We start from the raw sequence: 11,947 nt of genomic DNA on the forward strand, positions 1-11,947 counted from the left end.
AGGAGGAGCCGATGGCCGAGCCCACGCCGCCGGAGGGCACCCCTGGCCGCGCCCGGTTCTGGCCGTGGCTGCTGGTGCTCGTCGTGGCGCTCGCCGCGGGCGTGCTGCTCGCGTGGCACCCGTGGACGGCTCCGGCGGCGAATGAGGCGCAGGCCACCGGATCGGCCTCGTCGAGCACGACCACGCCCGCACCGGCCGGCAGCACCGCGCCCGCACCCACGGTGGGGGCCGGCTTCGACGCCGCGTCCGCGGCCGACCTGTTCCTCACCGACGCGGAGCTCGCGGAGGCCGTGCCGGACGCCGCGGGCCTGAGCCTGGACGCCGCGGACGAGGCCCGGTGGGGGCTGCCGACCGGGTCCCGGGTGTCCCCGTCGGAGTGCACCCCGGCGGTGACGGTGGTCGAGCAGGAGCCGGAGGTGTTCCAGCGGCAGTTCGCCACCGACGACACGGTCACGGTCATCCAGTCCGTGATGGTGCTGGCGGACGCGACCGCGGCGGGCGACGCGTTCGACGCGCTGGTCGGCACGCTGGGCGCGTGCGACACCTACGAGCAGTCCACCCCGGGCGTCGACGGCGCGGCCTGGTCGGCGGAGCAGCCCACGACCGCGCGCGGCGCGGTGTCCACCGTGGTGCGCCGCATGACGCTCACCGCCGAGGGGGCGAGCAGCCCGGAGGTCGAGGTCACCGCGCTGGCCGCGAACGCCCTGGTGACGACGACCGTCTCGGGCGCGGACGCGGCGGTGGTCCCGGCCGACCCGGGCGTGCTCGCGGCGGTCGCCCGCAGCAGCGCCCAGCGCGCGCTCGACGCGCTGGGCTGAGCCCGTCCGGAGGTCGTCCCGCCGGACGCCCCGGTCAGGGGCCTACGATCGGGACCGTGCGCGGTGAGTACAAGGTCCCCGGTGGCAAGCTCGTGGCAGCGGACGTGGAGGTGGTCGACGGCGCGCTCGCGGACGTGAGCGTCAGCGGCGACTTCTTCCTGGAGCCCGACGCGGCCCTGGCGGTGATCGACGAGGCGCTGCGCGGGCAGCCCGCCGAGGCGCGGGTGCCCGACCTGACCGCGGCGGTGGAGGCGGGGCTGCGCCGGGCGGAGTCCGACGGCCGGCTCGACGTGCCCGTGCAGATGGTCGGCTTCTCCGCCGAGGCCGTCGCGATCGCGGTGCGCCGCGCGCTCGGGCACGCGACCAGCTGGCAGGACCACACGTTCGAGCTGATCCACCCGGGTCCGCTGCCGCCGGCCGTGCTCGGGGCGCTCGACCAGGTGCTCACCGAGGAGCTCGCCGCGGGCCGGCGCGGTCCCACCCTGCGGTTCTGGGAGTGGGAGGAGCGCGCCGTGTTCATCGGCTCGTTCCAGTCGCTGCGCAACGAGGTCGACCCCGAGGGCGTGGCGAAGCACGACGTCACCGTGGTCCGGCGGATCTCCGGCGGCGGTGCGATGTTCATGGAGGCCGGCAACTGCATCACGTTCTCGCTCGTGGTGCCGGCGTCCCTGGTCGACGGCCTGTCGTTCGAGCAGTCGTACCGGTTCCTCGACGACTGGGTGATCGGCGCGCTCGCGGAGGTCGGGGTGACGGCGACGTTCTCGGGCCTGAACGACATCGCCTCCCCGGCGGGCAAGATCGCGGGCTCCGCGCAGAAGCGCCTGGCCGGCGGCGCCGTGCTGCACCACATGACGATGGCGTACGACATCGACGCGGACAAGATGGTCGAGGTGCTCCGGATCGGCCGCGAGAAGCTGTCGGACAAGGGCACCGCCAGCGCGAACAAGCGCGTCGACCCCGTGCGGTCCCAGACGGGCATGCCCCGCGAGGCCGTGATCGACGCGTTCATCGCCTACTTCCGGTCCCGGTACCGGACGGTCGACGGTGCGCTGCGGCCCGAGGAGCTCGCGCGGGCCCAGGAGCTCGTCGAGACGAAGTTCGGCAACCCGGAGTGGACCGTGCGCGTGCCGTGAACCGGGGTCGCGTCGGGGACCTCCCCGATGCGCGGGGGCCGCACCGGCTGACAGGCTGGGGATCGTGAAGGCGCTCCTCAACATCATCTGGCTGCTGTTCGGCGGCATCTGGCTCGCGCTCGGGTACGTGCTCGCGGGCGTGGTCTGCTGCGTGCTGATCGTGACGATCCCGTTCGGCATCGCGTCGTTCCGGATCGCCGGCTACGCGCTGTGGCCGTTCGGCCGGACGGTCGTCGACCACCCGCGGGCGGGCGCGATGTCGGCGGTCGGAAACGTGATCTGGGTGCTGGTGGCGGGCATCTGGCTCGCGATCGGGCACGTGACGACCGCCGTGGCCCAGGCGGTGACGATCGTCGGGATCCCGCTCGCGATCGCCAACCTCAAGATGATCCCGGTGTCCCTGGTGCCGCTCGGCAAGGAGATCGTGCCGACGGACCGGCCGTTCGCGGCGTACGGGCGCTGACCGGCGCCCACGCCCGCCCCCCGCTCAGGCCAGGACGAGCGCCGCCGCGGCGCCGCCGAGCACGAGGCTGCCGAGCGCCGCGGCAGCCAGCAGGCCCGCACCCGGTGCACGCACCGCGGGGCTGCCGTGGCCGCCGGCCAGCACCAAGGCCCACGCCCGGGACCGCCGGCCCCCCGCCCACCCGAGCGCGCCGGCCACGAGGGCGCCAGTCACCGCGAGCGCCCACACCCACGCCCCGGTGACCGGCTCCAGCACGCGGCCCGCCGCGAGGGCACCGACCGCGAGCGACAGCGCCGTCCGGTGCCAGGCGAGCGTCGTCCGTTCCGCCTGGACCCCGGGCGGGGTCGCGCCGTCGCCGCTCAGGGCAGCACCATCCCGAGCAGCACGAGCGCGCCCGCGAGGAGGAGGCCGGCCGCCAGCGGGCCGGCGAGCACCGGCGCGGGCAGCGGCCGCCGCTCGCGGATCGCCCGCTCGGAGCGGGCCCAGCCGGCCCACGCCTGCACGGGTGCGAGCACCCCGAGCACGACGAGGACCACCGCGGCGGCGAGGCGCAGGCCGGGGTGCAGCGGCAGCTCCAGCGCCTCGAGCGCCACCCCGCCGGCCAGCAGCGCCAGCGAGGTGCGGAGCCACGCGAGGAACGTCCGCTCGTTGGCCAGCGAGAACCGGGCGTCCGGTTCGTCGCCGCGGCCGTAGACCGAGCGGGGGAACCGGCGGTCGTCGGTCACGCCGGCGCCCCGGGGGTCGCGGTCGCCGCGGGCCGGGCCCCGAACACCGCCGTCCCGACGCGGACGATCGTGGCCCCCTCGGCGACGGCCGCCTCCAGGTCCCTGCTCATCCCCATCGACAGCTCCAGGGCGTCGGCGGTCCCCGGCTCGCCGGAGTGCGCGACCTTGTCCCGCAGGTCGCGCAGCGCGGAGTAGCCGGCGCGGACCTCGCGGTCGTCGGTGGTGTTCGCGCCGACCGTCATGAAGCCGCGCAGCCGCAGCCGGTCCAGCCCGGCGACCGCGCGGACCACGTCCAGCGCGTCCGTCGGGGCCACCCCGTGCTTGGTCGGTTCCGCCGAGACGTTCACCTGCACGAGCACGTCCAGGGTCCGGTGCGTGTCGGCGCAGCGGCGGGCCAGGCGCTCGGCCAGCGCGGCGGAGTCGACGCTCTGCACGCAGGTCGCCCAGCGCAGCGCGGCGTTGACCTTGTTGGACTGCAGCGGCCCGATCACGTGCAGCTCCGGCGCGAGGTCGGCCAGGTCGGGGGCCTTGGCGACGAGCTCCTGCACGCGGTTCTCGCCGATCAGCGCGCGCCGCGCCGGGCCCGCGGTGGTCGCGGTCGCCGCCAGGTCCGCCAGCACGGCCGACCGGACCGTCGCGGCGTCGAGGGTCTTGGTCGCCAGCAGCAGCCGCACCGACCCGGGCTGCCGGCCGGCGGCCGCCTCGGCGGCGGCGATCCGGGCGCGGACGCGCGCGAGCCGCTCCGCCACGCCCGTCGCCCCCGAGGTCATGTGCCCGACCCTAACCGGTGGCGGCGCCCGCGCCGGAGGCCGCCGCGTACCGCCCGGCCAGCTCCCGCGCCGCCGCCCGGAGCTCCGGCGGGCCGACCACGGTCAGCGGCACGTCGAACATCCCCAGGGAGGCGGCCAGCCCGCCCCGGGACCACGAGCCGGAGACGATCCGGCACCGGTGCGCGTCGATCGGCTCGACGACGTCCGTGGGGCCGGCCCACCGGGCGACCACCGAGGCCGGGGCCTCGAGCACGGCCTCGCCCCGGCAGGGGAGCGCGACCCCGGAGAACTGCCGCTGCAGGTACGCGGCGACGTCCGGGGCGGGCAGCGTCCGGCGCTCGAACCGCGGCCCCGTCGGCGTGCGCGGCTGCACCCGGTCCACGCGGAACGTGCGCCAGTCGGCGCGGTCGAGGTCCCACGCCACGAGGTACCAGCGCCGCCCGCGCGTCGCGAGGTGGTGGGGCTCCGCGCGGCGGGGCGCGGGGTCGGCAGGGCGGCCGGTGCCGTCGCCCGGAGCCCGGTAGTCGAACCGCAGCACCTCGCGGGCCCGGATCGCCGCGCCGACGGCCATGAGCGTCTCGCTGTCGACGCGCTCCTCGGGAGGCCCCTCCGGCCGGCGCACCGCGGTGAGCTCCAGCCCCTCGACGCGCGTGCGCAGGCGCGCGGGCAGCACCTGGCGGAGCGTCGCCAGGGCGCGGGCGGCCGCGTCGTCCAGCCCGTCGACCCCGGTGCTGGCCACCTGCAGCGCGACCGTGAGGGCCACCACCTGCTCGTCGTCCAGCATGAGCGGCGGCATCGCGGTGCCGGCGGCCAGCCGGTACCCGCCCTCCGGCCCCTTGGTGGCGTGCACCGGGTAGCCGAGGACGCGCAGCCGGTCGACGTCACGCCGGACGGTCCGCGGGCTGACCCCGAGGCGGTCCGCCAGGACGTCCCCGGGCCAGTCCCGGCGCGTCTGGAGCAGCGAGAGCAGGGTCAGCAGGCGCGACGACGGTGTCGCGGGCTCGGCGCCGAGGTGGGTCGACATGTCCCGAAGTCTGCACCCGGTAGCGGACAGGATCTGACCGCTACCCGGAGCAGGGTGGGGATCTCCACCGACACAGACCTAACTGAGGGAGGCGCTGTGATCCACACCAGCGGACTGACCAAGGACTTCGCGGGCGGCAAGGGCGAGACGGTGCACGCGGTGCGCGGCATCGACCTGGACATCGCGCCCGGCGAGCTCGTGGCCGTCCTCGGCCCGAACGGGGCCGGCAAGACCACCACCATCCGGATGCTCACCACGCTGATCGCCCCCACGGCCGGGACCGCGCGCGTCGCCGGCGCGGACATCCGGGAGCAGCCCGCAGCCGTGCGGCGGCGCATCGGGTACGTCGGGCAGGGCAACGGCGCCGGCCACGCCCAGCGGGCGCTCGACGAGCTCGTGGTCCAGGGCGTCGTCTACGGGCTCGACCGGCGCGACGCCCGGCGCCGCGCCGCCGAGCTCATGGCCCAGCTGGACCTCGAGCCCCTCGCGCGCCGGAAGGTCTCGGACCTGTCCGGCGGCCAGCGCCGGCGCCTCGATGTCGCGCTCGGCCTCGTGCACGCGCCGCGGCTGCTGTTCCTCGACGAGCCGTCGACGGGCCTCGACCCGCACAACCGCGCCAACCTGTGGGAGCACATCCTGCGGCTGCGCGCGGCCCACGACATGACCGTCGTCCTGACGACGCACTACCTCGACGAGGCCGACTCGATGGCCGAGCGGGTGGTCGTCGTCGACGACGGGCAGGTGATCGCCGACGACACCGCCGCCGCGCTCAAGCACACCCTCGCCGGCGACCGGCTCGCGCTCGCCGTCGCCGACCCGGCCGACGCCCCCGCTCTCGCCGCGGTGCTCGCCCGGGCCGACGGCGCCCGCGACGTCCGCGTCGACGGCCTCGCGGTCCAGGCGCGCGTCGCCGACGCCCCGACCGCCCTGCCCGCCGTCCTGACCGAGGCCGCCGCGCGCGGCATCCGCGTCGCCCGCGCCGAGGGGCACCAGCCCACGCTCGACGACGTGTTCCTGTCCCTGACCGGCCGCAGCCTGCGCGAAGAGGGCGCTGCGCGGCCGGGCGAGCCCGTGGAGGTGGCGGCATGACCGCGACGACGACGACACCCGTGACCGAGACCCTGCCCGCGCGCGAGGCGTCGCGGTCCTGGTGGGGCGACGCGTGGCTCGTGATGACGCGCGAGCTGATGCCGACGCTCCGGGACCCGTTCTCGGTGGTGTTCGGACTGATCCAGCCGGTCGTGTTCCTGGCGCTGTTCGGGCCGCTGCTCGCCGGCTCGGTCGGCGCGGGGCTGCCCGGGGGCGACGTGTGGGCGTGGTTCGTGCCCGGCATCCTGGTGATGACCACGCTGTTCGGCACCTCGACCACCGGGGCGAACCTGCTGTTCGAGATGCAGACCGGCGCGCACGAGCGGCTGCTCGTCACGCCGCTGGCCCGGTCCGCGCAGCTCGTCGGGCGCTCCTGGAAGGAGATGGTCCCGATTGTCGCGCAGTCCGTGGTGGTGCTGGCCGTGATGCTGCCGTTCGGGTTCACGTTCGACCCCGTGGGCGCGCTGATCGGGCTGCTGGTGCTCGCGGTGTTCGGCGTCGGCATCGGCTCGCTGTCCTACGCGCTCGCCATCGCGGTCCGGAAGCAGGACTGGATGTTCTGGGTCGTGCAGCAGACGCTGCTGTTCCCGCTGCTCATCCTGTCCGGGATGCTGCTGCCGCTGGAGACCGGCCCGCGGTGGATGCAGGTCGCGGCGGACCTCAACCCGCTGCGGTACGTGGTGGACGCGGAGCGCGCGCTGTTCGCCGGGGACGTGGTGTCGAGCACGGTGCTGTGGGGCGCGGTCGCGGCGGTGCTGACCGCGGCCCTCGGGCTGCTGGTCGGGGTGCGGACGCTCGCGCGCAGCTCGCGATGACGTGTGGCGGCCGTCGCCCGGGCTCAGTCCCGGGCGACGGCCGCCACGGTCGCGGAGGTGAGCCGGACCAGGTCGTCGGGCGCGAGCTCGACGTCCAGCCCGCGCCGGCCGCCCGAGACCAGCACCGTGTCGAACAGCCAGACCGTCTCGTCCACGACGGTCGGGTGCGGCGTCCTCTGCCCGAGCGGGGAGATCCCGCCGACCACGTACCCGGTGGCGCGCTCGGCCGCGGCGGGGTCGGCCATCACGGCCTTCTTGCCGCCCGCCGCCTGCGCGAGCGCCTTGAGGTCCAGCTTCCCGGTGACCGGGACGACCGCCACGGTGAGCTCGCCGTCGACCGACGCCATCAGCGTCTTGAAGACCCGCTCGGGCTCGACGCCCAGCACCTCGGCCGCCTCCAGGCCGTAGCCGACGGTGCTGCGCGGGTCGTGCTCGTACGGGTGGGCGGTGTGCGGGACACCGGCCGCGGCGAGGGCCGCGAGGGCGGGCGTCCCCGAGGGCGACTGCTTCGACCGGCTCACGGGCCCACCCTAGGACGGTGCGGCACCCCGGGACCTGCTGCTAGCGTTCCGAGCAGCACGGGAGTCCGGTGAGCCGGGCTGAGAGGGAGTACTCGAACTCCGACCGTAGAACCTGATCTGGGTCATGCCAGCGCAGGGAGCGACATCGCAGGACGCCGGACTCCCGTCCGTGCGCCCTCCCGTGCTGAGACCGACCAGCGCAGGAGGACGACGATGACCGGGACCCGTACCGCCCCGCACCCGCGGACCGACGGGGCAGAGGACCTCACAGAGGACCCGCTGCGCTTCGGCGTGGGGGCGCGCGTGACGGTGGCCGTGATGGCGGACGACTACGCGGACGTGATCCTCTCCGTGCTCGCGGGGGTCGACCGCAGCGGCCTGGTCGTGGCGACGGGCGACGTCAGCACGTACGTCGGCGGCCACGAGGCGGACCTGCTGCGCTACCTGACCGACCTCGTGGACGCCGTCGCCGCCACCGGGGAGCACGCCGCGGTGACGCTGCACCTGTCCCGCGGCTGCCCCGGCGAGGTCCGCTGCGAGCTGCCCGGCGGCGCAGGGCCCCGCCCGGTCGACCTGCCGCCCGGCCGCCGGACCGGGCGGGTCGCCGTCGCCGAGTGGGCGCTCTACCCGCTGGTGGACGACGTGCGGGCGGGGGTCGTGCCCGACCACATGCGCGACATCGAGGCGGCGATCGAGCTGGCCCGGGTCGCGGGGACGTTCCGCGGCTCGGAGCACTTCGTGACCCGGCTGGAGGGCGACGTCGGCGCGGTGGTCGAGACGGTCGTCGGCGCGTGGGCCCGGGTCGGGCGCGGCGTGCAGCACGTGACCAGCCACGTGACCCTGTCCCTCAACAGCCCGTCCCGGACCCGTGGCTGAGCCGGGGGCGCGGCGCAGGCCGCTCGCGACCAAGGACATCGTGCTGATGGTCGTGCTCGGGGTCGTCTTCGGCTTCCTGTACTGGGCGCTCGTGCAGGCGTGGAACGGCCTGGCCCTGCTCATGGGGCCGGCCGGCGACCTCGCGCAGCACGTGCTGCTGGGCGGCTGGCTGCTCGTCGCGCCGATCGCGCTCGCGATCATCCGCCGCCCCGGGGTCGGGGTGCTCGCGGAGGTGCTGGCGTCGGTCGTCGAGGTGGTCTTCCTCGGGTCGCCGGTGGGGCCGCTGCTGGTCGTGGCCGCCCTGCTCCAGGGCCTGGGCAGCGAGATCCCGTTCGCGCTCGGCCGCTACCGCCGGTTCGGCTGGGCGCGGTTCGCCGTGTCGGGGCTGCTCGGGGCGAGCCTGGTGTTCGTGTGGTCGGCGTTCCGGTTCGGCTGGTACGGGCAGGACGTGCTGCTCCTGCGGTTCGTGCTCCAGGCGGCGTCGGGCGTGCTGCTCGGGGGCCTGCTGGCGCGGGTGGTCGTCGACGCGCTGCACCGCACCGGCGTGCTCGACGGCTTCGCGATCGGGCGGGCGACGACCGACGGAGCGCCCGTGGCAGCACGTCGTGCCGACTGAGACCGCTCCGGGGGCGGACGTGCTCGTCGCGCGGGGCCTGGAGGCGGTGTTCCCCGGCGGCGACGGGATCGGGCCGGTCGACCTGCGGCTGGCACCGGGGGAGCAGGTCCTGGTGCTCGGCCCGTCCGGCTCCGGCAAGTCGACGCTGCTGCGCTGCCTGCACGGCGCCGTGCCGCACGCCGTGCCGGCCCGGGTCACCGGCACGGTCGAGGTCGCGGGCCGCGTCGTCGCCGACCACGGTGTGGCGGGCCTCGCGGACGTGGTCGGCGTGCTGGCCCAGGACCCGGAGACCGGCGTGTGCCTGACCGAGGTGGCGGACGAGGTCGCGTTCCCGCTGGAGAACCTCGGGACGGACCCCGCGTCGATCGGCCCCGCGGTGGGCGCCGCCCTGGACGCGACGGGGGCCGCGCACCTGCTCGGGCGGCGGACGGACGCGCTCTCGGGCGGTGAGCTGCAGCGCGTCGCGCTCGCCGCCGCGGTGGTCGCCCGGCCGCGCCTCCTCCTGCTGGACGAGCCGACCTCGATGCTGGACGGCGACGGCGTCGCGGCGGTGCGGGACGCCCTGGGCTCGGTGCGGGACGCGACCGGGGCGGCGTGCGTCCTGGTCGAGCACCGGCTGGACGAGCTGGCGGGGGACGCCGGGCTCGCGGCGCTCCCCGGGCGCTGGGTCGTGCTGGACCGGGCGGGGCGGGTGACCCACGACGGCCCCGCGCGCGACGTGGCGGCCGAGGCCGGGCCGGAGCTGCTGGCGCGCGGGTGCTGGCTGCCGCTGGAGGTCGAGCTCGCCGCGGTCCTCGGCGGCCCCGTCGGGTCGCCCGACCACCGCCGGGGGCTCCTGGAGCTGGCGTCCGGGGCGCCGCCGGCACCGTCGGCGCAGTCGCCAGCCGTCGCGGAGAAGTCCGCGGGTGCGCCCGTGCTGGCCGCGAGAGGCCTGGCGGTGTCGCCCGCGCGTGCGCGGGGGAGCCGGCGCGCGCCCGCCCCGGCCCCGGTCCTGCGCGACCTCGACCTGACGCTGCGCACCGGCGAGGTCGTCGCGCTGGTGGGGCCCAACGGGGCCGGCAAGTCGACGCTGCTCGCGTGCCTCGCCGGGCTGCTCCCGCCGGTCGCGGGGACCGTCGAGGGGCCACGGCCGGGCCTCGTCCTGCAGAACCCGGAGCACCAGCTCGCGGGCAGCACGGTGCGGGCGGAGGTCGCCGTCGGCCTCCCGCCCGGACCCGCGACGCAGGCGCGCGTCGACGCCGCGCTCGCGGACTTCGGCCTGACGCGGCTCGCCGACCGGGACCCGCACCGCCTGTCCGGCGGCCAGCAGCGACGGCTGAGCCTGGCCGCGATGCTGGTGCACGACCGCCCGTTCCTGCTGGCCGACGAGCCGACCTTCGGGCTCGACCGGCTCGGGACCGCCCGGGCGCTGCGGGCGCTGACCGACGCGGCGCGGGACGGGCGGGGCGTGCTGTTCTCCTGCCACGACCTGCGGGCGGTGGCCACGTGCGCGAACCGCGTCCTCGTGGTGGCCGAGGGCCGGCTGGTCGCGGACGTCGACCCGCTCGCCCTGCTGCGCGACGCGGACCTGCTCGCGGCCGCGCGGCTCCGGCCGCAGCAGCTGCTGCGGTGGCTGGCCGACGCGGTCGACGACGCCGGGCGGCTCCGGGACGCGCTCGTCGCGCTCGACCGCCGCGCCCCCGTGCGGGCGGAGGTGCCGGTCGCGTGACGCTGCTCGAGGCCCGGAACCCGACCGTCAAGCTGGCGCTCGTCGTCGCGGTGTCGGTGGTGACGCTCGCCCTGCTGGACACGGCCACGCTGCTGGTCCTGTACCTGCTCGGGCTGGCCGCGGCGCGCTGGGCCGCCGGGGTGCGCGGGCCGACGCTGCTGCGCGCCCAGGTGCCCTTCTGGACGTTCGCCGTCGGCGTGCTGCTGGTGAACGCGCTGAGCCGGCCCGGCGCACCGCTGGTCGAGGGCGCGGTCGTGCCGGTGACGCGCGAGGGCCTCGCCGTCGGGGCGGCGCTCGCGGCACGCGGGCTGGTGATCGGGGTGTGCACGGTGGCGTTCCTCGCCAGCACGCCGCCGCGGGACCTCATGGTGAGCCTGACGCAGCACGCCCGGGTCGGCCCGCGCTACGCCTACGCGCTGCTGGCGGGGCACCGGGTGCTCGCCGGGCTGCCGCGCCGGTGGGCGACGATCCGGGCGGCGCACCTGGTCCGCGCCCCGCTGGCCCGCGACGGGCGGCCCCGCGGCGGGTGGCGGCACCTGGGGCGCTCGGCGTTCGCGCTGCTGGTCTCGTCGGTGCGGGACGCGGAGCGGATCGCGCTCGCGCTGGAGTCGCGCGGGCTGTCCACGCGGCCGCGCAGCCTCTGGCGCCCGGTGCCGCTCGGCGTCCGCGACGCCGGGCTCGCGGCCGTGGTGCTCGCCGTGGTCGCCGTCGTGGTGGTCGGCGGACGGCTCCTGGGCGGGTGAGGACGCCCGGGCGTCAGACCGCGAGGCCGACCAGGGCGCCGATGCCGTAGGTGACGAGCATCGCGACCGAGCCGCCCACGACGTTCCGCAGCACGGCGCGGCCCGCGGGCGCACCACCGAGGCGCGCGCTGACGGTGCCGGTCACGACGAGCGCGAGCACGACGGCCGCGAACGTGGCGACGATCCGCCCGCCGCCCCAGGGGGCGAGCACGACGAGCAGCGGGACGACGCCGCCGGCGACGAAGGCCAGCAGCGACGCGAGCGCCGCGTGCCACGGGTTCGTCAGCCCCTCGTCGGCGTCGCGCAGCCCGTGGTCCCGCAGGACGCGCTCGGCGTCCCGCTGGCTGCTCACGGAGACGTACTCCCCGGCGGCCATCGACAGCGCACCGGCGACGAGCGCCGCGACGCCGGCCACGGCGAGGGTCGACACCCCGGTCGCGGCGCCGGCCACGCCCACGACCGTGGCGGCCACGGAGACGATGCCGTCGTTGGCGCCGAGCACGCCCGCGCGGAGCCAGTTCTGACCTGCGCAGATGCAGGTTTGCCTGTCCTTACGGCGACAGCTCCGCGATGCCCCCGCAGGTCAGAACTGGCTCCGCGCGGGCGCGCTCGGCGGTGGGCAGGTCCGCGGCGGGCCGCGGGGGGT

Annotated in this window: 15 protein-coding genes and 1 riboswitch; of the genes, 9 read left to right on the forward strand and 6 right to left on the reverse strand. The window is 76.8% G+C overall.

The annotated features are described in order from the left end of the window. Positions 1-11 precede the first annotated feature (11 nt). From KJP73_RS01935 to KJP73_RS01945, 3 genes are all read left to right on the forward strand, one after another. The gene (locus KJP73_RS01935) at positions 12-818 is read left to right on the forward strand and encodes a sensor domain-containing protein (protein ID WP_213281071.1); all 807 of its coding nucleotides are present in this window, start codon (positions 12-14) and stop codon (positions 816-818) included. A gap of 56 nt (positions 819-874) precedes the next feature. Beyond that, positions 875-1,951, forward strand: coding sequence for a lipoate--protein ligase family protein (locus tag KJP73_RS01940; protein WP_213281072.1), 1,077 nt, complete (start codon positions 875-877; stop codon positions 1,949-1,951). A 64-nt stretch (positions 1,952-2,015) separates the two neighbouring features. Beyond that, entirely contained in the window at positions 2,016-2,414 is a 399-nt protein-coding gene (locus KJP73_RS01945; RefSeq protein WP_213281073.1) for a YccF domain-containing protein, read from the forward strand. Between the two features lie 24 nt (positions 2,415-2,438). Here KJP73_RS01945 and KJP73_RS01950 read toward each other — a convergent pair whose 3' ends face one another. The 4 genes from KJP73_RS01950 to KJP73_RS01965 are packed head-to-tail and all read right to left on the reverse strand — an operon-like array spanning position 2,439 to position 4,933. Further along, a complete protein-coding gene (locus tag KJP73_RS01950; protein ID WP_349628269.1) occupies positions 2,439-2,777 on the reverse strand; it encodes a DUF202 domain-containing protein in 339 nt (112 codons plus the stop codon). Beyond that, on the reverse strand, positions 2,774-3,139 hold the full coding sequence (locus KJP73_RS01955; RefSeq protein ID WP_213281075.1) for a YidH family protein: 366 nt from the start codon (positions 3,137-3,139) through the stop codon (positions 2,774-2,776). The genes KJP73_RS01950 and KJP73_RS01955 overlap by 4 nt, the downstream gene beginning before the upstream one ends. Continuing rightward, on the reverse strand, positions 3,136-3,909 hold the full coding sequence (locus KJP73_RS01960; RefSeq protein ID WP_213281076.1) for a YggS family pyridoxal phosphate-dependent enzyme: 774 nt from the start codon (positions 3,907-3,909) through the stop codon (positions 3,136-3,138). Before KJP73_RS01960 ends, KJP73_RS01955 begins: the two co-directional genes overlap by 4 nt. A 10-nt stretch (positions 3,910-3,919) precedes the next feature. Continuing rightward, complete coding sequence (locus KJP73_RS01965; RefSeq protein WP_213281077.1) at positions 3,920-4,933, reverse strand: helix-turn-helix transcriptional regulator; 1,014 nt, start codon at positions 4,931-4,933, stop codon at positions 3,920-3,922. A gap of 96 nt (positions 4,934-5,029) precedes the next feature. Here KJP73_RS01965 and KJP73_RS01970 point away from each other — a divergent pair, with 96 nt between their 5' ends. Both KJP73_RS01970 and KJP73_RS01975 read left to right on the forward strand, forming a co-directional pair. Beyond that, positions 5,030-6,022 carry an ABC transporter ATP-binding protein gene (locus tag KJP73_RS01970; RefSeq protein ID WP_213281078.1) on the forward strand — a complete coding sequence of 331 codons (993 nt, stop codon included), beginning with the start codon at positions 5,030-5,032 and terminating at the stop codon, positions 6,020-6,022. Further along, entirely contained in the window at positions 6,019-6,837 is an 819-nt protein-coding gene (locus KJP73_RS01975; RefSeq protein ID WP_213281079.1) for an ABC transporter permease, read from the forward strand. The genes KJP73_RS01970 and KJP73_RS01975 overlap by 4 nt, the downstream gene beginning before the upstream one ends. Before the next feature lie 23 nt (positions 6,838-6,860). Here KJP73_RS01975 and ybaK read toward each other — a convergent pair whose 3' ends face one another. Next, the gene (gene ybaK / locus KJP73_RS01980; protein WP_213281080.1) at positions 6,861-7,358 is read right to left on the reverse strand and encodes a Cys-tRNA(Pro) deacylase; all 498 of its coding nucleotides are present in this window, start codon (positions 7,356-7,358) and stop codon (positions 6,861-6,863) included. Positions 7,359-7,405: 47 nt separating this feature from the next. Continuing rightward, positions 7,406-7,514: riboswitch (TPP riboswitch) on the forward strand. Between the two features lie 57 nt (positions 7,515-7,571). On the opposite strand from ybaK, the gene KJP73_RS01985 reads away from it, so the two are divergent. The 4 genes from KJP73_RS01985 to KJP73_RS02000 all read left to right on the forward strand — a co-directional run bounded on the left by KJP73_RS01985 (position 7,572) and on the right by KJP73_RS02000 (position 11,301). Continuing rightward, positions 7,572-8,234 carry a YkoF family thiamine/hydroxymethylpyrimidine-binding protein gene (locus tag KJP73_RS01985; RefSeq protein WP_213281081.1) on the forward strand — a complete coding sequence of 221 codons (663 nt, stop codon included), beginning with the start codon at positions 7,572-7,574 and terminating at the stop codon, positions 8,232-8,234. Beyond that, entirely contained in the window at positions 8,227-8,850 is a 624-nt protein-coding gene (locus KJP73_RS01990) for an ECF transporter S component (protein ID WP_249669018.1), read from the forward strand. Before KJP73_RS01985 ends, KJP73_RS01990 begins: the two co-directional genes overlap by 8 nt. Positions 8,851-8,962: 112 nt before the next feature. Further along, complete coding sequence (locus KJP73_RS01995; protein WP_433995135.1) at positions 8,963-10,558, forward strand: ABC transporter ATP-binding protein; 1,596 nt, start codon at positions 8,963-8,965, stop codon at positions 10,556-10,558. After that, positions 10,555-11,301 (forward strand): energy-coupling factor transporter transmembrane component T family protein, encoded by a 747-nt coding sequence (locus KJP73_RS02000; RefSeq protein ID WP_213281083.1) that lies wholly within the window; start codon positions 10,555-10,557, stop codon positions 11,299-11,301. Before KJP73_RS01995 ends, KJP73_RS02000 begins: the two co-directional genes overlap by 4 nt. Before the next feature lie 13 nt (positions 11,302-11,314). Here KJP73_RS02000 and KJP73_RS02005 read toward each other — a convergent pair whose 3' ends face one another. Beyond that, positions 11,315-11,803: a VIT1/CCC1 transporter family protein gene (locus KJP73_RS02005; protein WP_349628268.1), complete on the reverse strand. Its 489-nt coding sequence runs from the start codon at positions 11,801-11,803 to the stop codon at positions 11,315-11,317. Between the last annotated feature and the right edge of the window lie 144 nt (positions 11,804-11,947).

This window comes from Cellulomonas hominis (genome assembly GCF_901521055.1).
GTDB classification, from domain to species: Bacteria; Actinomycetota; Actinomycetes; order Actinomycetales; family Cellulomonadaceae; genus Cellulomonas; species Cellulomonas endometrii.

Excerpts from the sequence above, each read along its gene's own strand:
- KJP73_RS01965 (WP_213281077.1), bottom strand. The coding sequence starts at position 4,933 with ATGTCGACCCACCTCGGCGCCGAGCCCGCGACACCGTCGTCGCGCCTG.
- KJP73_RS01985 (WP_213281081.1), top strand. The coding sequence starts at position 7,572 with ATGACCGGGACCCGTACCGCCCCGCACCCGCGGACCGACGGGGCAGAG.
- KJP73_RS01975 (WP_213281079.1), top strand. The coding sequence starts at position 6,019 with ATGACCGCGACGACGACGACACCCGTGACCGAGACCCTGCCCGCGCGC.
- KJP73_RS01960 (WP_213281076.1), bottom strand. The coding sequence starts at position 3,909 with ATGACCTCGGGGGCGACGGGCGTGGCGGAGCGGCTCGCGCGCGTCCGC.
- KJP73_RS01935 (WP_213281071.1), top strand. The coding sequence starts at position 12 with ATGGCCGAGCCCACGCCGCCGGAGGGCACCCCTGGCCGCGCCCGGTTC.